The organism is Singulisphaera sp. GP187, from assembly GCF_900129635.1.
Lineage (GTDB): Bacteria > Planctomycetota > Planctomycetia > Isosphaerales > Isosphaeraceae > Singulisphaera.
The window spans coordinates 1,604,810-1,627,580 of the sequence record NZ_FSRB01000002.1 but is presented as its reverse complement, the minus strand read 5'-3'; the positions used below and the strand labels follow the sequence as shown (position 1 = coordinate 1,627,580).

Genomic DNA, 22,771 nt, shown 5'->3' with positions numbered 1-22,771 from the left:
CGGACCCTTCACTCTTCTCATGGCTTGCGTACTTGCCTGCCTACCGACTATCGAACGGCGACAGCCCGTTCAACGCGTCGTGAACCCGAGGGCGTCGAACCACCGTTCGCCTTCGCTTCGGCCGGGTCCCAGAAGAAGTAGTCGTTGCTCTGTTCGGGGAAGAGCCGGACCTGTTCCTCGAGCCCATCGAGCGCTCGGTCCACCCACTCGATCGCACGGCCAGGGCGGCGGGCATCGGGGGGAACGATGAGTGGGTCGCGAAAGTCGAGATGAAAAGTCCCTTGCTCATCCATCCGGCAGTAGGCAGGGACGACCGCGGCTCCGGTCATCGCGGCCAGAGTCACCCAGGTCGTCGAAAACGACTCGGTGCGTCCCAGGAACGACGCGGACACCGCCTTGGCATCATTCCAGCGCACGTCGCAGGCGATCTTGACGATCAGGCCCGCGTTCAAGATTCGCGCGGCGTGGTAGATCGTCGAAGCCCCTTCGGCCGTCCCCGCCTTGCGTGAGACGAAGAGCCCGGCCTGACCGTGGGTTCCATCCGACTGGAACTTGTCGATCAAGTATTCCGAGATGTTTCTCGGCTTCTCTCCAAACCAGCGCAACGGGTAAGCCTGGCGGAAGAGCCAGTGGGTCATCAAGACATGAGACCCGAAGTGATTGGCCAGCAGGATGACCCCTTTGCCCCGGGCCCGGGCCGCATCGAGCTTCTCACGCCCCGAGACCTGGAAGAGCGGGTCGATCCAACGGTCGGACCGACCGTCCAGCAGCAAGTCCCGGGTGCGCCAGCGGTAGGTCTGCCGGGCGAGGGCACGGCTGACCGCGCGCACGTTCCAATCACACCCGAGCCGCTCGGCCGCCCCGGCGACCGCCGCTTCATAGAGCCGCGTCTGGTGCGGAATCACGAGCAGGTCGAGCCGGCCCATGATGCCGAGTAGCCGGATCGAGAGCCGGTAAGGGAGCCGCCGCAACACCGGTAGCACGGTCTGCAACACAACCTTATGAACGATCATCCAACGCTGCCACATCACCGCGCTCCTTGTCCGGCCACCCGCGCGGTGACGCGAAGCCTTGCTTGAACCACGAACCCGAGCGGCGATCGCCCGTCGCGGCGAAACCAAGTGGACATGCGATCAAGCGGCCGACTTGCCGAGAAGGATCGACACTTGATCGATCAGATCGCTGACCGAGCGAAAGTGCTTGATATCCTCCACATCAATTTCGATGTGGAACCGGTCCTCGAGCCGCATCGTCACGCCGACGATGTCGATCGAGTCGAGGTCGAGGTCTTCGACCAGACGCGTGTTGGCGTCAATGGTCAAGGTGCGCGTATTCTCTGCCTCCGCGCGGATGGCGTTGGCAACCGAGTCTAGCAGAGTGAGTTCGGCCACGCGTGCTCCTCCTGAGCTAAGGGCCAGTCGCACCGGGGTATCCAAGCCGATCGGGCAGAACGCGTTGCATCGCTTCGACAGATCAGAACCAAGGGGCCTGGAATCCATTCCCACCCGGTCGTCCTGCCTCTCGAAGCGCTTCGAGTTCCCACCCCGCTTCAGCTCCGGATCCCTCGCCCATCCATGGACGCCGGCGCGCGTTGACATCTCGACTTCTTCTGTCTCGTCAGTCTGCGCCAGGAACTTGAGTCTATTTTCACGCCGACCTCAAAAAACAATTGGCAGGGGCGAACGACGGATCGATTCTCCCGAGCTGCGTCACTCGGCCGGCGATTCGCTCTCGGAGCGCGACGTCTGATAGGTGGTGTACTTGTCCGCTCGCCCGTAGACCTGATCGATGGGATACTTCAGCGCGGCCAGTTCTACCTTTTCTTGGAGTGACGAGGCCAGGTCAATTTGGCAGACGTCGGCGAGACGGAGCAAGAGCCAGAGGCAGTCGGCGAACTCGTGGGCCAACTCCCGCTTCTTGGCCGGATCGGCCAGGAACGCTTGAATCTCGTCGTTGTTCCGATAGCGAAAGTGCTCGAGAACCTCGCCCACCTCACAAACGAGCGCCAGACCGAGGTCCTTGGGGTGATGGAACTGCTCCCAGTTCCGTTCCGTCGAGAACGTGCGTACCAGTTCCTTGAGCGTGCCGGTCGTTGTCTGCTGGTCGTCCATTGATTCCGTCCACAAGCCTCGGATGCCCGGCGAACGTGCTCGACCGGATCGTGACGGCCATTTTACCGCACGAGCCGCCCGGCGAGCACGCCCTCGGATCGACCTGGGAGGGAAGGGGCAACATGCTCCCGCGATCAGACGTTCCCTCGGGGCGGTTGGATTCGTAGGACAACCGCCCCAGCGCGGCGGAACCGAATCAGGGGGACACCCTGAGAGCGGTCGATCTCCACAGGCAGGGGATCGACGGCAAACGACGGATCTTCGGTCGTCAGGACGAGCTCCAGGCGATCCCACCAGGAAGGAAGGCCGAGCGCGGGCGCGTTCTCCAAGCGGACCGCGCCCGCCCCGCGGAGGCGAACGACAATCAGTAAGGTGGCTCCGTCACGACTCGAGCGCCGGAGCAGGAGCAGCGAGGCATCGTCGAGTGCGATGGCTTGAACGTCGTCGCGCTGGTTCGAGCAGAGTGCGGGGTCACGGCGACGGAGTGCCAGCAAAGCCCGGTACAGGTTCAGGGTCGCGGCATGGGGGGCACGCTCCGGTTCCGACCAGTCGAGCCGACTGGCAGCGAACGTGGAGGCCGCCTGGGGGTCGGGAATCCGCTCACGCGCCTCGGGATCCACGAATTCCTGAAAATGACGAAACTCCTGACGGCGACCTTGGGTCACGAGCTTTCCCAGATCCTCCTCGTGGTCCGTGAAATAGAGAAAGGGTGTGGTCGCCGCCCATTCCTGACCCATGAAGAGGAGCGGGATCGCCGGCGCGGTGAGTAACAAAGCCGTCGCCGCGCGATAAGCCGCCAGGTCGACGCTCAGGCTCAACCGATCCCCAAACGCCCGGTTCCCAATCTGATCGTGATTCTGGAGGCAGAACACGAACGAGCGCGGAGCGAGCCCGCGCGGATCGGTTCCCCGGCCGATGCCCTGATGAATCGACGGCTGTCCATGGTAGTACCACCCTTGGTTCAGCGTCTCCACGAGGTCGGGAATCGATCCGCTGTAGTCGCGGTAATACCCTTCGTGGTCGCCCGCCAGGAAGCGACGAATCTGGTGATGAAAATCATCCGCCCAGACGCCATCAAGGCCCCATCCCCCGACGCTCTCCGGTTGCACCATCTTGGCCAGGTTGCGGTCATCCTCGGCGATCAGGACGAGCTCCCGGTCAGGAGCCGAGGCCCGGACCCGCGACGTGAGCTCGGCCAGAAAGTGGCGAGCGCTGTCGTCGTGGAGCTCGTGGGTGGCATCGAGCCGAAGGCCGTCGACGTGGTACTCGTGCACCCAGTGCAGCGCGTTCTCGATGAAGAACTCGCGGACCCACGCGCTCCGCTCGCCATCCAGGTTCACACAGGCGGCCCAGACGCTCCGATGGGTCGTGGAGAGATAGTTCGGGCTGAACGCTGGAGCGTAGTTGCCCACGGGTCCGAAGTGGTTGTAAACCACGTCCAGGATCACCGCGAGCCCGACGCGGTGGGCCTGATCCACCAGGCGGCGGAGGTCGTCGGGCGTGCCGTAGCTCCGGGAAGGGGCGAACAGGTCGACACCGTCGTAGCCCCAGCTTCGTGACCCCGCGAAGTCGGCGACCGGCATCAGCTCGAGCGCCGTCACCCCCAGCTCGACGAGCCACGGCAGGCGATCGGTCAGCCCGGCGAAGGTCCCTTCGGGCGAAAAAGTGCCGACGTGGATCTCGTGGATGACGAGCGCTTCACGGTTCACTCCCCGCCACCCTTGATCCGACCACCGGTATCCGGCTGGGTCCACGATCGTTGACGGGCCGTGAACGCCCTCGGGTTGGAACCGCGAGGCGGGGTCGGGATAGGTTCCCTTCGCGTCCAAGCGGTAGAGGTACCGATCCCCGACAACCGCGGCCTCGACTCGCCCTCCAAACGTCCCGTCGTCCGAACGTTCAAGGGCGATGATCGACTCACCTCCTTGGGAAGGGAGGTGAACCACCTCGACCGAGCGGGCCTCGGGAGCCCAGACCCGAAACCGCGTCCCGGCACCTCCCTCGTCAGGCCAAGCTCCCAGCGTCGGCCGCCACAACCTCGATCGCTCATCGCCGAGGCTCTGATCCGATGAAGACATACCAACCCTTCCCGATCCAGAGCCAAGGCCCGGGGCACCGAGCAACGACGTCGCACGCAATTTCACTCGGATCGGTCGTTTGCGACGGAAGCCACTCGCGATCGCGCCTCGGCGTTCAAGGGGCGAGTCGCTCGACCTGCCAATCGCCGTTGGGGTCCCGGCGGTAACGCACCCGGTCGTGGAGCCGGCTCGGACGCCCTTGCCAGAATTCCAGTGTGTGCGGCAAGATCCGATAGCCACCCCAATTCGGCGGCCGAGGAATCGGCTCGCCATCCGGATAAAGGGTTCGGTATTCCTCCATGCGATCCTCAAACGTCGCACGCGAGGGAACGACTTCACTCTGGGGCGAAGCCCAGGCGCCGAGTCTCGATTCCAAGGGGCGGCTCTGATAATAGGCGTCCGACTCCTCGCCGCTCACCCGTTCGACCCGCCCCTCAACCCGGATCTGGCGTTCGAGAGCCGGCCAGAAGAGCACGAAAGCCGCATGGGGATTGGCGTCGAGCTCACGCCCCTTCCGCCCGTCATAGCAGGTGTGGAAGGTAAAGCCCCGGGCGTCGACTCCCTTCAGCAGGACGATCCGAACCGACGGCAGGCCGTCCGGAGTGGCCGTCGCCAGCGCCATCGCGTTGGGCTCGTCCACCTTGGCCGCCAGGGCGGCGTCGAACCAAACTTGAAACTGGCGAATCGGATCGGGGTCGATATCCTTCTCGTCCAACGTGGCTTTCGTATACTCGTTCCGCAACGGTGACATCGACATAGACCGGGTCCCTCCAACCAGAGGCCGGGCGTTCGACCGGTCCTCTCTGGCTCTGATTTTACCCGATTTCCTGCCAGATTTCAGGGTGGATCGATCGCCCAAGCACGAGCAGGCAGGGCACCCACGGTCCCCGGGACGAGGGTCTTCCGAAACCGTGGCCCTCCGCCCGGTTCTTTTCGATCAACCCGAGTGCATTGGCATTCGATTTGCACTGCGGATCGTCGGCTCGTTCTGTCATCAATTGATTCCACGTCGATTGACACAACCTGACGGCACGACCACTCGATCACATCTATCAGGATGGAGATGCCGACGGAGTCACTCAGAATCTGAGTGCGCTCTCCAAGTCTTTGGTGCGGCGTGAACCGGCGAAAACCACGCTCGCCCGAACGGCAAACCCTGCTCGCTTTGCTCTGCAAATGAGATGCGTCGGTCGCGCGGGCGAGTTCCACGGCGGCGATTTCGTCGGCGATTTGGGATCGCTCCGTCCGCTGACGCGGTCGCCTGAGTTTCGAAAGCGACCGGCACCGCTCCCATTCCGTCGCGCGCTCCTCGGCGAAAGAATGGGAAAATTCTCCTCTGTTGATGAGGAAATAACTACAAAGATGGGAAAAAGTACAACCGACGGGAGGTCGAGATTTCGGACTGATTCGCGCAAGCCAAAATAAAAGCGTCGTCAGGGAATGAAGACCCTCCAGGGTGAGGGACGGGGGCGACCCATCCGAGTCGCCGTCGGGTGGATTCCCGACTGTTGCAAGTGTCGCGGAAGGACGGCGACCTAATCCTATCCGAGGTAATTTCGCATGCCAGCAGAACGTCCAACAATCGCCTCATGCCCTCGTTGCCGAGCCATCCTTCTGCGCACCCAAAACGCCTTGATCCACCCGATGGGGAGCGAACGCGAGGAGATCGAGCGCGCGCTCGGCGAATTTTGGTTCGAGCATTCGACGACCCGGTTCGACGGCCGCTTCCATCGCTGTCTCGGCCGCGATCCGATCGTGTTCACGTCCGAGAACCGAAAGTCAAACGACGAGAGTCGCGACGCCCCCGACGCCGGCCACCCGATCTACCGTGGCCCGCATCGTGATCTCAAAACCGCAAACTTTGCCAGGCGGATCCTGCTCGTCGTGGCCGTGGTTGCCAGCCTCTCGGCGAATTCGAGCGCTCAGCAAGGTTCAGGCTCGCCGTACCATCGGTATTCGGCCGCCGATGCCAGCCAATCGCTCGAACATCTCTCGACTCATCTCTCGGAAGGAAGCCGGCGCTCGGTCGATCGTTGCGTCCTCCTCGCCGGCAGAACGATCGAGGCCGAGACGGAGTCGGTGCGAGCGCCGTCCTCCCCGGCCCGTCCCCTCCGGGTCGGATCGTGGCAGGGGATGAAGCTCGCGAACGGACGTTACCAGATTCTCGATACCCTGCGCCAGGCCGCCGCGGGCGTCGTCTATCTGGCCCACGACCGCAACCTCGACGCGGACGTCATCGTCGAGGTTCCTGCGTTCCCTCCCGTCCCCAACCACGAATCGAAGGCGCGCTTCATGCGCGCCGTTCGTTCGGGAGCCCGGCTGGTCCATCCCCATCTGGTCAAGGTCACCGAGGTGGGAACCTATGAGAATACGCCTTTCGTGGTCGCCGAGCATCGCACGGGGGGAAGCCTGAAGTTTCGGAGGCCGGTCGGCCCCGACGGACGGCCCGCTCCCGTGGCCCCGCGCTCGCTCGAGCAGTGGCTTCCCGACGTGGCGGATGCGCTCGATTTTCTCCACGCCCGGAACCGGTTCTCTCGCGAAGTGAGCCTTGCCAACATCCTCTTCGATGAAAACGGCCACGCGTCTCTGGGCGGGCTCGGAATGGCCGAGGCGATGGCGGAGTGGCTCCCTCCCTCCACCCCGGGAGGCAGCCCACCGAGCGCCAACGGTCAGCTCGCCGGCGGCTCGGCAATCCTCGCCCCCGAGATCGTCGCGGGAGCGCCGGCCGACGGACAATCCGATCAGTATGCGTTAGCAGCAACAGTCTATGAACTCTTGAGCGGTCACCCCCCGTTCGAGGGTCAAACCAGCGCGGGGGTTTTCGAGAAAGAGACAAGCATCGACCCCCCGGAGCTTCGCCAAGTCTGCCCGACGATCTCCATTGCCCTCTGCTCGGCCGTGCATCGGGGCCTCGCACGCGATCCACAGCAGCGCTTTCCGGATTGCAACGCGTTCGCCCAGGCTGTCGTCTCGGCCGCGCGCCAATCAGGTCCGACTCCCGTTCCAAAAGCCGGGTCCGCCGTCGTGAGACCAACCGAGCGGTCTCCCCTGAATCCGAAACGCACGATCGCCGGTCTCCCCATGATCGACCGCCGAGAAACCGCCCCTACCAATCAGGTCATCCTCGGGGTGGCGTGCGGCTGCCTGATCGTTGTCATCGGAGCCACCGCCAGGCGCAAGCGATCACGCGCAACGGCGTTCAATCAGGCCGTAATCTCCACGCAGGATGGGGGACGAGCGATCGCCGGGTCCTTGCCTCTCGCCCACTCGGCCAAGCTTGACGCAACGCCTCGATCCCTTGCCGATTCGACGACTCATCGCGGATCCGAAAATCGCGTCCTCGACGTCCGCTGCCACGCGACCGAACTCGCGGGCCGGCCGCACTTCGATCAACGGCCTGCGCCCGCACTCGCCTCCAAACCCGCGCTCCTCCCCGCGCTCTCCTCCGGACGAGACCTTGTTCAACTTCCCAATCTCGATCCGTCGACGGACCGCCCCAAAACACGCCTTGCGGACAACCTGCTTCCCGTCGCCTCGACGGTCCCAGCTCGTTCCGAGTCGCTCCCGCAGGTGATCGGCAAACGCCCGCTGATCCTGGCCCGCCGGATCGCCTCTTGAGAACCGAACAAGCCAGCGAGGCGCTGTTACGAGCCACGGCCAACGACTACGATACCGATGAGTACGCGGCCGACCGTGCCGAGCCCTCGGCAACTTGTTTGTCTGTGTCAGGACCCCACTCATGACGACGCCATCTTATCGGTTTCCCGAAGACTTCGTCTGGGGCGCGGCGGCCGCCTCAGCGCAAATCGAAGGGGCGGCCCGCGAGGATGGTAAAGGGGAGTCGATCTGGGACCGGTTTGCGGCCACCCGTGGCCACATCGCCAACGGTGACACCCCCGCAACCGCCTGCGACCATTATCACCGCTACGAAGCAGACGCCGCCTTGATGGCGGACCTCGCGATCCGCAATTACCGGCTCTCGATCGCATGGCCTCGAATCTTTCCCTCGGGTGACGGCCCGGTCAATCCGCGCGGGCTCGACTTCTATGACCGGCTGATCGACTCCCTGCTCGCGGCCGGAATCACCCCCTGGGTCACCCTCTTCCACTGGGACCTGCCGCAGGCGCTCGAAGATCGCGGCGGCTGGCTCGTCCGATCCACGGCGGAAGCGTTTCGACCGTATGCCGAGACCGTGGTCAAGCGTCTGGGTGACCGCGTCAAGAACTGGTTTACGCTCAACGAGATCCCTTGCTTCATCGGCAAGGGCTATTTGGAAGGGGAGTTCGCGCCCGGCCGCACCGAATCCGCGCGAGCGGTCAACCAAGGCTATCATCATGCCTTGCTCGCTCACGGCTATGCGGTCTCGGCCGTGCGCTCACACGGTGGCTCCGGCGCGCGGGTCGGACTCGTCCATAACCATCTGCCACCGCCCCAAATCCCCGTGATCGAGACGGACGAACACATCGCGGCGGCACGCGCGGAGTATGAGCGTTCGAACGGCCAGCTCATGGGACCGCTCTTCCGAGGACGCTACCCGGAGGACTTCCTCTCCGCGGCGGGAGCCGACGCGCCGCAAGTGGAAGTGGGCGACCTCGCCGGGATCGCCCAGCCGATGGACTTCCTCGGGCTCAACCTGTACTCGGGCGACTTCGTGCGAGCGGGTCGGAACGGCCTCACCGAACGACTGGCCTTTCCTCGGCAGTTTCCCCAAGGGGATCTTCCCTGGCTGAACCTCACGCCCCAAGTGCTTTACTGGGGAGTTCGTCACGCCGCCGAGGTTTTTGGCGTCCCCTCGTTCTACATCACCGAGCATGGCGCCGCGCTGGCCGACACGATCAATGCCGATGGTGAGGTCATCGACCTCGACCGTCGCGAAGTGATGCGGAGTTACCTGGTCGAGCTCCACCGAGCCGTCCGCGAAGGCTACGACGTGCGCGGCTATTTCGCATGGTCACTTCTCGATAATTTTGAGTGGGCCGAAGGCTACGCCAAGCGATTCGGAATCGTCCACGTCGACTTCGCCACACAGAAGCGCACTCCGAAGCTGAGCGCTCATTGGTACTCGCAGGTCATCCGGGAAAACCGGCTCCTCTGACCCTGGTCGCCAATCCATCGCCGTTTCGAGTATTCGCTGAGCGGCGAGCGTAAGCCCCTGGGTTTGACACAGCCATACGCGAAGGCTCGAAAAACAGGGAGCGTAAGCTCGCCGTCCTTATTCGCGAGCCAGAGGCGAGCGAAAGCAATCGGGGCCCACTCCATGACGCCAGGGCCTTGTGCGTACGCCCTCGCTTGCGATACTAAGGCTGATCGACGCCAGCTTCATAGAATCGACCGCTCCGGTCGCGGACGCGACCCTTTATTTTCTGAAGGATACGATCGAATGCGCGCAAGCAAGTCGCGGCGAGAGTTCCTGGAGACAATGGGGCAGGTCGGCGCGGGGGCGTTGCTCGCGGCAGCGACGGGGCTCGAGACCACGCGTGGCTACGCGGCAAACGACACGATCGAGGTCGCCTGCATCGGCACGGGCGGGCGGTGCCGGACCTTGATGAAGTCGCTGGCCAACATCCCCAACGTCCGGATCGCCGCGGTCTGCGACATTTACGAACCGCACCTGGAAGAAGGCCGAAAGCTCGCCGACTCCAAGGCCCACGTCAGCCGGGCCTATCGCGAGCTCCTCGATCGCAAAGACATCGACGCCGTTCTGATCGGCAGCCCCGATCACTGGCATGTGCCAATGACCATCGACGCCTGCAAAGCGGGGAAGGACGTCTACGTCGAGAAGCCGCTGACGCACGACCTGGCCGAAGGGGCCGCCGTCATCAAGGCCCAGAACGAGACCCGCAAGATCGTTCAGATCGGCACCCAACAGCGCAGTATGCCCCACATCATGAAGGCCAAGGAACTGGTCGACCAAGGGCGGATCGGCCGGATCTTCAAGGTCCACCTGACCTGGAATCGCAACACGCGGAGCCGGATGCTGAAGGGTCCGCTCGGCGTCGATCCGAAACAGGTCGACTGGAAAGCCTTTCTCGGCTCGGCTCCCGAACAGCCGTTCGACGAGTATCGCTTCCGGAACTGGCGCTGGTTCTGGAATTTCGGCGGCGGACTACTGACTGACCTGATGGTGCACTGGATCGACGTGGCCCACTGGTTCCTCGACCTCGATCACCCCGAGCAAGCCGCGGCGATCGGCGACCAGCTCGCCAGCAAAGGGGTCTGGGAGACCCCGGATACGATCCAGTGCTTGCTCCACTACCCCAACGAAATTCAGGCCTATTTCGAAGGCACGTTCTCGAACGCCCGCAACGGCGCCATGATCGAATTCATGGGGACCGACGGGACCCTCTACATCGACCGTGGACGCTACGAGATCCATCCCGAAGGAGGCAAAGGGAAGCCCGAGGAGTGGATCCTGGGCACCGACCCTCACCGCGGCCGCGACTTCTACGACAAGCCCGATGGCGAGCTGCTTCACCTGACCAACTGGATCGATTGCGTCCGGAGCCGGCAACGTCCCCATTGCCCGGCTGAAGCAGGCGTCAGCGCCGCCTCGGCGGCCCATCTCGGCAACCGCGCTTACCGGAGCGGCCAACTCGCCACCTGGACTTCCGCCTGACGCTCAGATCGCATCAGAACTGAATCATATAAGGCGACTCTCGATTCGCAAGGGGATCGAGGTCGCATCTTCCCGCCCCGCATTAATCACGGCCCAGAGGATGAGAACGCCGATGAGTGAGCTGTCGCGTCGTGGATGGTTGTCGACCGTACCAGCCGGGCTCGGAGCCGGACTGACGCTCGGTGCGCTGGGGGGCGGCAAGGCCGAGGCGGCCGACGACCGAGCCGATTCGCCGTTTGGATTTTGCTTCAACACCAGCACGATCCAAGGTCAAAAGCTCGCGATTCCGGACGTGGTTGACATCGTCGGAAAGGCCGGCTATCAGGGGATCGAGCCCTGGATCCGGGAGCTCGATCAGTATGCAAACGCGGGCGGCTCGCTCAAGGATCTGGGCAAACGGATCGCCGACCAGGGGTTGAGCGTCGAGGACGCGATCGGCTTCTTCGAGTGGGCCGTGGATGACGACGGGCGACGTCGCAAGGGCCTCGAGGAAGCCAAGAGAAACATGGAGCTGGTCCTCAGCATCGGGGGGCACCGGATCGCCGCTCCGCCGCTCGGGGCGACCGATCGTTCCGACCTCGACCTCAGGCGGGTCGCCGACCGCTATCGGACCCTCCTGGAACTGGGCGACTCGATCGGTGTCGTGCCTCAGGTTGAGGTCTGGGGCTTCTCCAAGACGCTCGGCCGACTCAGCGAGGCGGCGCTGGTGGCCATGGACTCGGGACACCCCAAGGCCTGCATCCTGCCCGACGTCTACCATCTCCACAAAGGGGGTTCGAGCTTCGAGGGCTTGAAGCTCCTCTCCGGGCAGGCGTTCCACGTGTTCCACCTCAACGACTACCCGGACTCGCCCTCGCGCGACACCATCACCGACGCCCATCGGATCTATCCGGGAGACGGCGTCGCTCCGCTGGGCGCGGTCTTCCAGACGCTCAAAGCCGTCGGCTACCGCGGGATGCTCTCGCTCGAGCTGTTCAACCGCGAGTACTGGAAACAAGATCCGTTGCTCGTGGCACGCACCGGTCTGGAAAAAATGCGTGAAGCCGTGCGAAACGGGCTCGCTTGAGCGCTCGACGAGTCCGCAAGGCGAGACTTCGTGACTTGAGCTTCGGGTTTGCCGCACGCTAAAGTGGACGTGCTGCCACCGTCCCTTTTGTGCTTGAACCCCATTATTGATAAAGCGGAGCCCTTCGATGGCCGTTCCTCGGATCCTCAGTGTCGGTCAATGTGGGTTCGACCACGGAAGCCTGACCCGGGCCTTAGCCGGTCGACTGAACGCCCAGATCACGGCCGCCGACACGTTTGAAGACGCGCTCAGCGAACTCCGCGCAGGGGGTTACGACCTGCTGCTGGTCAACCGGGTTACGGACCTTGACGGATCGCTCGGCCTTGAATTGATCCAGACCGTGAAGGCCGACCCGGAACTGGCAGGCACGCCCACCATGCTCGTGAGCGACCTGGCCAAAGCCCAGGAGGAGGCGGTTGCCCTCGGTGCGCTTCCTGGGTTCGGCAAGTCGGGCATGAACGACCCGAAGACCGTGTCCCGAATCGGAGCCAGCCTGGTTCGGACCGAGAAGGACTGAGCGGAACCGAGCTCAGTTCGGGCAGGTTCGATGTGCGCCCCACCGAAGCGAACTCCAGCGGTTTACGTTCGGGTGGCCCCCAGCCCCCCAGACCGCCCTTACAGGGTTCTGGGAGCGGGACATGTTGATTTCCCGGACGTTGCCCCGGGCTGCCTTGGGCCGCCCGGTTGGGGCTGAAACCGGCGAGAGCATGCGCCACTCGACGGTCAACCGCAGTCGCTTATGAGAATGCTCACTGACGAGACAGAGGTCCATGCAGACGAATCGTGCGACGAATCCTTGGCTGGTCCGGCCCAAGCCAAATCGACTGGCGAATTTCCGGCTCTTTTGCTTCCCGTTCGCGGGGGGTGGCGCATCCCTCTTCCGGCTCTGGCCGGACCAGCTCCCCGAGGGGGTCGAGCTCTGCGCCATCCAGCTTCCAGGTCGCGAGACCAGAATCCGCGAGCCGATCCATCAGCTCATCGGCCCGCTCATTGACGACCTCGTCGAGGCCCTCGCCGCCGACCTCGATCAGCCATTCGCCCTCTTCGGGCACAGCATGGGCGCCCTGGTCGCCTTCGAGCTGACCCGAGAATTGCGACGGCGAAACCTGCCGAGTCCCCAGCTTTTGATCGCCTCCGGTCGCATCGCTCCACAACTTCGCCCGCGTCGCCGGCCGATCCACACCCTCCCCGAGCCGGAGTTCCGCAAAGAGCTTCGGCTGCTGGATGGAACCCCGCAAGCGCTCCTCGATCACAACGAATTGATGAGCCTGTTCTCGCCGATCATCCGCGCCGACCTTGCGGTCAACGCAACGTATATCTATACGACTGAACCCCCGTTACCTCTCCCCATTCTTGCCCTGGGGGGGCGCACCGACCCTTGGGTCGATCAGGAAGAACTGGAAGGCTGGCGACTTCAGACAAGCGAAACGTTCAAATCTGAACATTTTCCAGGAAGCCACTTTTTCCTCCAGACGGCCACGGCGGAACTGCTGGCGGTGTTGAGCCGGGCCCTGACGCCACTTCAGGGGCTTCCCGCATGACGACAGCCTCCTACTCGTTCAGACCGGGCGACAGTGTCGAGACGCTTGGCCCCGATGACGTCCATGTCTGGATGGCCTCGCTCGAGCAAGCCGAGCATGAGATCGCGCAGTTCCGGACCTTGCTCGACGAACCCGAGCGAAAGCGGGCCGATCGCTACTCGTTTGAAAAAGGTCGGCGCCACTTCACCGTCGCGCGGGGTCTCCTACGAGTTCTGCTCGGCCGTTACCTGCGGATCGAGCCCTCGCATGTTCAATTCTCTTATAATGCCCACGGCAAACCGGCCCTGGCCGACGCCCATGAGCCCGACCTCGTGAGGTTCAACATCTCGCATTCCGGCGAGATCGCCCTTTTCGGGTTCGCGCGCGAACGGGAACTGGGCATCGACCTCGAAACGATCCGCCCCGACTTCGCCGCCGACGCGATCGCCGCGCGGTTCTTTGCCCCCGCCGAGCTGGCTGCGATCCGCTCGTTGCCGGCCGAGGAGCGAATCCAGGCTTTTTTCACGTGCTGGACCCGGAAGGAAGCGTACATCAAGGCACAAGGGAAGGGCCTCGCACTCCCGCTCGACTCGTTCGAGGTCTCACTCGCCCCGGGAGCGCCGGCCGCGGTGCTGGTCACGCACGACAATCGCGACGAGGCGGCCCGCTGGTCGCTGCACGAGCTTCACCCCGGCCCCGGTTACGTCGGTGCCCTCGCCGTCGCGGGCGAAGGCTGCCGGGTCCGAGTACGAACCTGGCCAGGCCTGTCGGCTTGAAACCAGGTGGCCTGACCCGCACGATCATTGCCTCGATCGCAGTCTTCGGCGACGATCTTGTCCTTGGGAGAACGCGCACCTCGGACCTGCTCGACGTCCGAGGCTTGAATCCGAAGAGTCGCTCGAGCGGATCCCGTCCGGATTCGTCGGGCTCGGCTTCGACTGGAAACGGAGTGTGTTGTGATCCGCGCCATCGCTGCGTTGACCCTCTTGGTCCTCACGACGCTGATCCCGCGTGCGACGATGGCCGACGCCACCGTCCCGCCTCGAGAACCGTACGCGGAAGTCGCCAAGAAACTCGAGAGTTGGATCAGTTCGGAGATCGATCAGAAGGAGATCCCGGGCCTCTCGATCGCCTTGATCGACGACCAGCAGGTCGCCTGGGCCCGGGGCTTCGGCTTCGCCGATCCGCGCCGACGCGTCCCCGCCTCGGCCGAGACGGTCTACCGCGTCGGCTCGGTCTCCAAGCTCTTCACCGATATCGCGGTGATGCAACTCGTCGAACAGGGGTTGCTCGACCTTGACGCCCCCGTGTCCGACTCCTTGCCCGGGTTCGCGCCCAAGCAGACCAAGGGGAAGCCGATCACGCTCCGGCAACTCATGTCCCATCGCTCGGGACTCGTCCGCGAATCTCCGGTCGGCCACTATTTCGACCCGACCGAGCCCTCGCTCGACGCGACGGTGAAAAGCCTAAACGACACAGCGCTGGTCTATGCACCCGAGTTCAAAACCAAATACTCCAATGCGGGCATCGCGGTGGTCGGCTTGGTGCTCGAGCGCGTAGGCGGCGAGCCCTTCTCGCAAGCCATGGAGCGCCGGCTCTTCGGCCCGCTCCGGCTCGATCGGACCCGGTTCGCGCCGACTCCCGCGATGAAGCCGTACCTGGCCAAGGGAGCGATGGCGACGTTCGACGGCCGCTCGTTCGCCGCGCCGACGTTCGCCCTGGGCACGGCACCGGCCGGCAACCTCTATTCGAACGTCCTCGACCTCGGCCGATTCCTCAGCACGCTCTTCGCCGATGGCAAAGGGCCGGACGGGGCCACGATCCTCAAGCCTGAAACGCTCCGGCAAATGATCGAGCCGCAGTTCTCGAAGGCCGGCGACAAGTCGAAATTCGGGTTTGGCTTCGCGCTCGCCGATATCGATGGACACCGCCGGATCGGACACGGCGGCGCGGTTTATGGCTTCGCCACCGAGGTGGGTGCGCTCCCCGACGAGAAGCTGGGCGTCGTCGTGATCGCGAACCGAGACTGTGCCAACGCCCTGACCAAACGGATTGCCGACACCGCCTTAAGGCTGATGCTCGCGGTGCGCGCGAGCAAGCCCTTACCCGCGCTTGAGTCCAGTTCCCCCGTGCCTCCGGAACTCGCCCTGAGCCTCGAAGGACGATACGCCGGTGGCGATCAAGCGGTCGACTTGCTCGCCCGCAACGGCAAGCTCTACCTGACTCCTCGGGATGGAGGGGCGCGGGCCGAACTTCGCAAGTCGGGGGATCAACTCATCGTCGACGACCTGCTCGATTATGGGTCCAAGGTCGAGCATAAGGGGGATCAACTCATCGTCGATGGCACCCCTCTGACTCGCGTGGCGGTGGCCAAACCCGAGCCCTCACCCGAGCGCTGGGCGGGCCTGATCGGCGAATACGGTTGGGATCATAACGTCCTGTTTATCTATGAGAACGACGGTAAGCTCCACGCTCTGATCGAGTGGTTCTTCTCGTACCCCCTCGAAGAGGTCTCCCCCGATCACTTCCGGTTTCCTCCCCGTGGGCTCTACGACGGTGAAAGCTTGAAGTTCAGTCGAGATGAGAACGGTCGCGTCAAAGACGTGGTGGCGGCCGAAGTCCGGTTCGTGCGTCGGCCCATTGATGGAGAGGATGGCGCCACCTTCCGGATCCAGCCTCTCCGGCCGGTCGCCGACCTGCGGGTGGAAGCCCTCGCCGCGCAGCCGCCGCGCGAGGCCGACGAGTTCCGCGCCCCGGACCTGGTCGACATCACCACGATCGAGCCGTCGATCAAGCTTGACATCCGCTACGCATCCGCGAATAACTTTATGGGAACTCCCCTCTATTCCTCGGCCCGCTCGTTCATGCAACGGCCGGTCGCCGAGGCCCTCAAAAAAGTTCACCAGGCGCTCAAACCGCTCGGGTACGGGATCCTGATCCACGACTCGTACCGCCCCTGGTACGTCACCAAGATGTTTTGGGACGCAACGCCCGGACCGAGCAAGATCTTCGTCGCGAACCCGGCCAAGGGATCGAGACACAACCGCGGCTCCGCGATCGACCTGACCCTCTACGAAATCGCCACCGGTAAGCCAGTGCCGATGGTCGGCGGCTATGACGAATTCTCCCAGCGCTCCTATCCCGACTATCCCGGCGGAACCTCCCTCCAGCACTGGCACCGCGAGTTGCTCCGCCACGCCATGGAAAAGGAAGGATTCACCGTCAACATCAACGAGTGGTGGCACTTCGACCACAAGGATTGGAGCGCCTACCCGATCCTGAACATCCCGTTCGAGGAAATCGAGAAGGGGCCGTCGCCGGTCAAGGATTAAGCGTCGAAACCATCATCCAAGCCGTCCCGAAGGGGCGACCGCCAAGAGCCAGGGCCTGGCTCGGGCGGTCGCCTTTCGGGATCCAAAACACGTCGCCATTTTCATAATTGACGAGAAAAGGCTATCCCTTCGGGGCAGCAAACGCCCCGCTTCAATCCGTGGCGAGCAGAGCCAGAGCAACCCAACCGGTGGTCGAAAGGCGTTGGGCGTAGCTCTCGCCACCGGTTGGACGGGTGGTTTCGGGCCAGCTCCCGTCCTCGGCTTGATTGGCGACAAGGTAACTCCGCCCCCCTTGGATGAAGGAAGCCACCTCTGGAGGCGGAGCGGGCCAGCGGCTGAGGGCGAGCAGGGTGATCGCGGTATCGAACGCCTCGGGAGGGGAGGTCGGGAACGGGCCCCATCCTCCGTCCGTCGACCGGCCCTTTCGAATCAGGTCGAGACAGCGCACCCGCAGGTCGGACGGCACCTCGGTCGGTTTCAACCCGATCAAGATCGCGGCAACATCCAGGGTGTTTCGCACGGGCCGAGCTTGAAGCCAACGCCCCGCCTGACGTATCGGTCCCGCGAACCGATCGGCATCGGCGGTGAGAAGGGTCCGGCGCGCCAGGGCGGTTGCGAGCGGTGCGCCGTAGGTGGCGGGCGAACCGATCAAGGCCACTTCATCAATGTTCCACGAGCCGTCTGGCGCCTGGTCAACCACCAGACGGGCCGCCGCATTCAGGAGCACCGATCGATCCCCGATCGCGTTGGCGTCGACGGCCGCCGCCAGCGCATTGGCGAACTGGAGCCGCGCCAGGCGCTTGTCGCTGAACGCGGCGTCGACCCCATTCTTGTCCCAGCGCTCCGGTCGCTCGAGAAACGCAATCGTGTCGCGAAGAGCGTCCTCAGGCAGGCTGACGCCCAGCTTTTTCGCGGCGAACAACGCACGCGCGGCATCGCCATTGTTATGACACGAGTAGCAATGATTCTCCCGGAACCATTGAGGCACTTCCGTCGCCAGGAAGGACAATACCCGGCGTTCGACACGTTCCTCGTTCGCGTGATCCGCCGCCCGAACGACCACGGGGCCAACGTATTGCGACGTTGCGATCGTGAACCAGACGATCCCCCACGTAGTCTTTCCGCGCAAGTCTCCACCACGGGCGTATCGTCGAAGCATCCGTCTCTCCACGCGCCCGGACTCACGGTGACTCACTACGCTACGGGTCACGATTCTTCCTTACAGCGGTTGACCGTCGAGCGGCGCACGCGTTGGCCGGTATTAGCCCCAACGGGGCGGCCTAAGGAAGCCCGGGGCAACGCCCCGGGAAATCGACATATTTACACTCATCACCCCTAAAAGGGCGACCTAATCCGAGCCATCACCTTGCGACATTAGCCTTGTAGCCATAACCCTTTAGGTCGCCCTTTCAGGGCTGCTGATCATTTCGACCAAGTCCCCAGGGCGTTGCCCTGGGCTTCCTTGGGCTGCCCCGATGGGGCTCAATTCAAACCAACAAATTCAAGCAATAATGCCATGAACAACTTCACCATGAACGTCGGTGAGCCGGAAGTCGCGGCCGCTATAGCGGTAGGTGAGCCGTTCGTGATCCATCCCGAGGAGGTGGAGGATCGTGGCATGGAGGTCGTGGACGTGGACCTTATCCTCAATGGCCACGAAGCCGAGTTCGTCGGTGGCGCCGTGGACATGGCCCCCTTTCACGCCGCCGCCGGCCAGCCACATGGTGAAGCCAAGGCTATGGTGGTCGCGTCCTTTGGAGCCCTCGGAGGTGGGGGTCCGGCCAAACTCTCCACCCCAGACGACGAGCGTGTCCTCGAGCAGGCCCCGCGACTTCAGGTCGATCAAGAGAGCGGCGATCGGCTGGTCGCTGTTGGCGGCGTGGTTGCGGTGGTTCAGGATGTCGGCGTGATCGTCCCAGGGCTGGCCGTTGCCGTAGTAGATCTGACTGATCCGCACGCCCCGCTCGGCGAGCCGGCGCGCGATCAGGCAGGCGTCGGCGAATTCACCCTTGCCGTACAAGGCACGAGTCGCGGCCGATTCCTGGCTGATGTCGAACGCGTCCTGCGCCTCGAACTGCATCCGGAAGGCCATCTCCAACGACTCGATGCGGGCTTCGAGCTGCGGGTCGCGGCCGCGTCCTTCGAGATGCTCGCCGTTCATCTTCGCCAGGAGGTCGAGCTGACTGCGCTGGGCGGACCGGGTGAGGTTGCGGTTCCGCACGTTCGGGATAACCGCCTTGGGGTCGAGGGACGCATTATTGATGTGCGTTCCCTGGAAGATCCCGGGCAAGAAGCTGTTGCTCCAGAGCTGCGGCCCCACGACCGGTTTACCGGGGCAGAGCACGACGAAGCCGGGGAGGTTCTGGTTCTCGGTCCCCAACCCGTAAGTCAGCCACGACCCCATGCTCGGCCGGGTGGGCTGAATCTGCCCGGAGTTCATCATCAAGAGGGCCGGTTCGTGGTTGGGCACGTCGGTCCGCATCGAGCGGATCACGCAGATGTCGTCGATCTGCTTGCCAACATTTGGGTAGAGTTCGCTGACCTCGATCCCGCTCTGGCCGTACTTCTGAAACGAGAAGGGGGACCCCATCAGGGTTCCGCCCCCCTTCCGGCCCGTCTTGATTCCTTGATTCGCCGGCTTGTCGCCATGAAACCTGGTCAGTTGCGGCTTGGGATCGAACGTGTCGACGTGCGACGGGCCGCCGTTCATGAACAGGAAGATGACCCGCTTCGCCTTGGGCGCGAAGTGCGGCAACCGCGGCGCCAGCGGATTGGCCGCTGGCTCGTCGGCCACGACACGGCTCAGGACGCTCCCCTCGCCGGCCAGCACGCTCGCCAGGCCGAGGGCGCCAAAGCCCCCTCCCATCTTCCGAAGCATGTCCCGGCGCGAGAAAGACGGATCGCCCCCCTGGTTTCGCATGTCCATATCTCCGTCGCCTCAGACTTCGAACTTGTTTCGCACGCCGCCCGACGATCCGAGAATCCGCTCGCGAGGATTCTCCCGGCTGATTAATCCACGAACGTAAATTCGTTGGTTCCCAGCAGGACCTGGGCGTATTCCTCCCACTTCGAGAGCGCGCCCCCACCTTGTCCATCGGGCTTCGTCTCATCGCTTCCCAGGAACTCCAACGCCCATTGCACTTCGCGTTCGCTCGCGGGACGGGCGTAGAGCACCAGGAACGCCTGCTTGATCCGATCGGCAAGCGACATGTCCGGGACCGCGTGCAACCGCGCGGCCAGGGCCTTGGCCTGGTGTTCCATGAAGGTGCTGTTGAGCACGAAGAGTTGCTGGAGCGGGACCGCGGTCACGGTCCGCTTGTCGCTCGTGATGTTCGGGTCGGGGAAATCGAAGAGCCGGAGCAGGCCATCCAGGCTATGGCGGCTGATCGAGGCGTAGAACGTCCTCCGCTTGTTTTCGGAGGAAGTCAACGCGATCGAGGGGCCGCCGAGGGTGGGGTCGAGCGTGCCGGATACCGCGAGCATCGCGTCGCGCCAGGCTTCGACCTCGAGCCGGCGCCGATTCATCTTCCAGAGCAGGTGATTGTCCGGATCGACCTCGTTGTTCCGCGCGTCGTACTGACCACTCAGTTGATAAGTCGCCGATCCCATGATCTCGCGATGCAACGCCTTGATCGACCATCCGAGCGCGATGAACCGGCTCGCGAGATGGTCGAGCAATTCGGGATGGGTCGGCCGCTCCCCCATATGCCCGAAGTTGCTGGGCGTGCCGACCAGGCCCCGGCCAAAGTGGTGCTCCCAGATCCGGTTGACCATCACCCGAGCCGTCAACGGATTGGCCGGGCTGGCAATCGCCCGCGCCAGTTCGAGCCGGCCACTCCCTTGGCGGAACGGCGTGGGATTCTCCTGACTCAGAACCGAGAGAAAGCGTCGAGGGACATCGTCCGCCGGGGTTTCCGGGTTCCCTCGCAGGAAGAGCTTCATGTCCGCGATGCTCGTCCCCTCGGCCAACCCGTGGGTCACGGCATACTTCGGCGGCGCCTCTTTCTTCAAGCGGTTCAGCTCGGACTTGAGCGTCTTCAACGCCGCCTTCGCGTCCGCGGAGAGCAGCCCATCCACCCTGTCCTTGGGAATGGCAAAGAGCCCGTCACGCGAGCCGATCTCCGCGAAGACCTGGCTATCGACGCCCGCGAGCGACGCCCCCGCCCCCGCCCCCGCCACAGACTCGGCCGGCTTGGCCTCGAGGCCGATCGCCTTCGAGGCATTCTGCTGGGCCTCGACCGCCTTCTTCACCGCAACGATCGACTGGAGGTAGGTCTCGAACCGGTGCGCCTCCTCGGTCACCTGGGCCAGGGCACCGGAGTCCGTGGAAAGGTCAACCGCCTTGTCCTGAGCGGCGACAACCTTGAGCCAATGCGCCAGGTAAGGACGCTCGACGGCCGGCTCGGGCCAGAGGTACTTCACCCAGCGGTCGAGGAAGAACGGCTCGACCTGTTCCGCCTTGGCCACGTCGGAGGTCTGGAGCTTCGGCTCGACCTTCCGCCGGTTCATGAGCTTCCAGGAAGCGACCATATACCGCGCCGTCTGAGAGATGAGCGCCTCGCTCAGCCGCGCGGATTCCGAGCGCTGGAACGAAGCGATCTCGTCGGTCTTGGCCTTGATCGCGGCCTGGGCCTGGTCATAGTGGGCGATGACCTCGGCAGAGGCCTGGGGATACTCCTTGTACTGACTGCTCGCGAAGATCCCGGCCAGGGCGTAATAGTCGCGTTGGGGGATCGGGTCGAACTTGTGGTCGTGGCAGCGGGCGCAGGCGACCGTCAGGCCGAGGAAGCCGCGGCTGAGCGTATCGACGCGGTCATCGAGCTCGTCGTAAACCGCTTTGCCGTAATAGACCGGCCCGAGGGCGAAGAAGCCGAGGGCAGCGAGCCGATCGTCGCGATTGGGCCCGTCGAGCAAGTCGCCGGCGATCTGCTCCATGACGAATTGGTCGTATGGCTTGTCGTCGTTGAGTGACTTGACGACCCAGTCGCGATACCGGAATCCACTCGGATAGAGCCGGGCTTCGAACGTATGCGCCTGGTCCTCGCCATACCGCGCGACGTCGAGCCAGTGACGCCCCCAGCGCTCGCCGTAATGGGGCGAGGCAAGCAGGCGGTCGACCACCCGAGCAAACGCTTCGGGCGAGTCGTCGCGCAGAAAGGCCTCAACCTCCTCAACGGTCGGTGGCAGCCCGATCAGGTCGAACGTCGCGCGTCGAATCAAGGTCCGTTTATCGGCAGCCGCGACCGGCTTCAACCCGGCCGCATCGAGCTTGTTGAGCACGAACTCATCGATCGGCGACCGGGGCCAGCTTTTATCCTTGACGTGCGGAGTCGGAGGCACAGTGACCGGCCGGAACGCCCAGAACGCCCGGTCCTGCGCGGAAATCAGAGTCGTCGCCGCGGACGATGATGGGGCAGGGGCGGTGGCGGCCGACTCCGACCGGGACTCGGGCCAGTGAGCGCCGGCCTTGACCCAACGCGTCAGGGCGTTGATCTCTGTCTCTTTCAGCTTCCCCTTCGGGGGCATCTGAAGGTCGTCACCGTAGCGAATGGCCTCGACCAACCGACTCTGATCCGGAGCCCCGGGCGCGATGGCCGGCCCGGAGTCTCCCCCTTGCATCATGGAGGTCCGCGAGTCGAGTCGGAGTCCCCCTTTCTGCTTGTCGGGGCCGTGGCAGCCCACGCATTTGGTCACCAAGACCGGCCGCACATTCATTTCGAAATCCTCGACCTGCGCGAGGTCGAGCTTCGGCTCCTCGGCACCCGGAGCGCTCGCCGAGGGGAGTAACCCTCCGATCACAACAACCCACGAGAGGAAAAGAGGGTTCCGGCTCACGGGAAAGTTCCTCCGGGCATCAGGCTTGGCCGAGGACTTCAATCAAGAAGGCGGGGCAGAATCAGGCAGAGGTGAAAGCCTCATGACATTTTTTTGGAGAGGCGCTCACCTTTAAATTCGGCGGTTCCAAGCATTTTCTATACCCGATGCCACGCTGACTTGCCAACAAAATATTCAACCGCGTGGCGACTTCCTGTTTCCAGCGGTTTCCCC

At 63.9% G+C, this 22,771-nt stretch carries 16 protein-coding genes; 8 read left to right on the top strand and 8 right to left on the bottom strand.

Annotated elements, in window-relative coordinates; translation table 11 throughout:
- Positions 1-47: 47 nt before the first annotated feature.
- The 5 genes from BUS42_RS30945 to pdxH all read right to left on the bottom strand — a co-directional run bounded on the left by BUS42_RS30945 (position 48) and on the right by pdxH (position 4,946).
- Positions 48-1,028, bottom strand: coding sequence for a lysophospholipid acyltransferase family protein (locus tag BUS42_RS30945; RefSeq protein ID WP_074313525.1), 981 nt, complete (start codon positions 1,026-1,028; stop codon positions 48-50).
- Positions 1,029-1,133: 105 nt separating this feature from the next.
- On the bottom strand, positions 1,134-1,391 hold the full coding sequence (locus BUS42_RS30940) for an acyl carrier protein (RefSeq protein WP_015246271.1): 258 nt from the start codon (positions 1,389-1,391) through the stop codon (positions 1,134-1,136).
- Positions 1,392-1,709: 318 nt separating this feature from the next.
- Positions 1,710-2,111: a nucleotide pyrophosphohydrolase gene (locus tag BUS42_RS30930; protein WP_074313523.1), complete on the bottom strand. Its 402-nt coding sequence runs from the start codon at positions 2,109-2,111 to the stop codon at positions 1,710-1,712.
- Positions 2,112-2,245: 134 nt separating this feature from the next.
- Complete coding sequence (gene treZ / locus BUS42_RS30925; RefSeq protein WP_074313521.1) at positions 2,246-4,189, bottom strand: malto-oligosyltrehalose trehalohydrolase; 1,944 nt, start codon at positions 4,187-4,189, stop codon at positions 2,246-2,248.
- Positions 4,190-4,304: 115 nt separating this feature from the next.
- Positions 4,305-4,946 (bottom strand): pyridoxamine 5'-phosphate oxidase, encoded by a 642-nt coding sequence (gene pdxH / locus BUS42_RS30920; protein WP_074313519.1) that lies wholly within the window; start codon positions 4,944-4,946, stop codon positions 4,305-4,307.
- Positions 4,947-5,833: 887 nt separating this feature from the next.
- On the opposite strand from pdxH, the gene BUS42_RS30910 reads away from it, so the two are divergent.
- The 8 genes from BUS42_RS30910 (at position 5,834) to BUS42_RS30875 (ending at position 16,723) form a co-directional block, all read left to right on the top strand.
- The gene (locus BUS42_RS30910; RefSeq protein ID WP_074313515.1) at positions 5,834-7,807 is read left to right on the top strand and encodes a serine/threonine protein kinase; all 1,974 of its coding nucleotides are present in this window, start codon (positions 5,834-5,836) and stop codon (positions 7,805-7,807) included.
- Between the two features lie 121 nt (positions 7,808-7,928).
- Positions 7,929-9,284 (top strand): GH1 family beta-glucosidase, encoded by a 1,356-nt coding sequence (locus BUS42_RS30905; RefSeq protein ID WP_074313514.1) that lies wholly within the window; start codon positions 7,929-7,931, stop codon positions 9,282-9,284.
- Between the two features lie 285 nt (positions 9,285-9,569).
- Positions 9,570-10,805 carry a Gfo/Idh/MocA family protein gene (locus tag BUS42_RS30900; RefSeq protein WP_074313512.1) on the top strand — a complete coding sequence of 412 codons (1,236 nt, stop codon included), beginning with the start codon at positions 9,570-9,572 and terminating at the stop codon, positions 10,803-10,805.
- Between the two features lie 112 nt (positions 10,806-10,917).
- The gene (locus tag BUS42_RS30895; protein ID WP_074313510.1) at positions 10,918-11,871 is read left to right on the top strand and encodes a sugar phosphate isomerase/epimerase family protein; all 954 of its coding nucleotides are present in this window, start codon (positions 10,918-10,920) and stop codon (positions 11,869-11,871) included.
- 127 nt (positions 11,872-11,998) lie between these two features.
- The gene (locus tag BUS42_RS30890) at positions 11,999-12,388 is read left to right on the top strand and encodes a response regulator (protein ID WP_074313508.1); all 390 of its coding nucleotides are present in this window, start codon (positions 11,999-12,001) and stop codon (positions 12,386-12,388) included.
- 253 nt (positions 12,389-12,641) lie between these two features.
- Complete coding sequence (locus tag BUS42_RS30885; protein WP_074313506.1) at positions 12,642-13,412, top strand: thioesterase II family protein; 771 nt, start codon at positions 12,642-12,644, stop codon at positions 13,410-13,412.
- Positions 13,409-14,167 (top strand): 4'-phosphopantetheinyl transferase family protein, encoded by a 759-nt coding sequence (locus BUS42_RS30880; protein WP_074313504.1) that lies wholly within the window; start codon positions 13,409-13,411, stop codon positions 14,165-14,167. The genes BUS42_RS30885 and BUS42_RS30880 overlap by 4 nt, the downstream gene beginning before the upstream one ends.
- 180 nt (positions 14,168-14,347) lie before the next feature.
- Positions 14,348-16,723 carry a serine hydrolase gene (locus tag BUS42_RS30875; protein ID WP_074313502.1) on the top strand — a complete coding sequence of 792 codons (2,376 nt, stop codon included), beginning with the start codon at positions 14,348-14,350 and terminating at the stop codon, positions 16,721-16,723.
- A 151-nt stretch (positions 16,724-16,874) separates the two neighbouring features.
- On the opposite strand, the gene BUS42_RS30870 is transcribed toward BUS42_RS30875, so the two are convergent.
- The 3 genes from BUS42_RS30870 to BUS42_RS30860 all read right to left on the bottom strand — a co-directional run bounded on the left by BUS42_RS30870 (position 16,875) and on the right by BUS42_RS30860 (position 22,558).
- On the bottom strand, positions 16,875-17,882 hold the full coding sequence (locus tag BUS42_RS30870; RefSeq protein WP_254053901.1) for a prenyltransferase/squalene oxidase repeat-containing protein: 1,008 nt from the start codon (positions 17,880-17,882) through the stop codon (positions 16,875-16,877).
- A gap of 342 nt (positions 17,883-18,224) precedes the next feature.
- The gene (locus BUS42_RS30865; RefSeq protein ID WP_074313500.1) at positions 18,225-19,643 is read right to left on the bottom strand and encodes a DUF1501 domain-containing protein; all 1,419 of its coding nucleotides are present in this window, start codon (positions 19,641-19,643) and stop codon (positions 18,225-18,227) included.
- Positions 19,644-19,732: 89 nt separating this feature from the next.
- A complete protein-coding gene (locus BUS42_RS30860) occupies positions 19,733-22,558 on the bottom strand; it encodes a PSD1 and planctomycete cytochrome C domain-containing protein (protein ID WP_074313498.1) in 2,826 nt (941 codons plus the stop codon).
- Positions 22,559-22,771 lie beyond the last annotated feature (213 nt).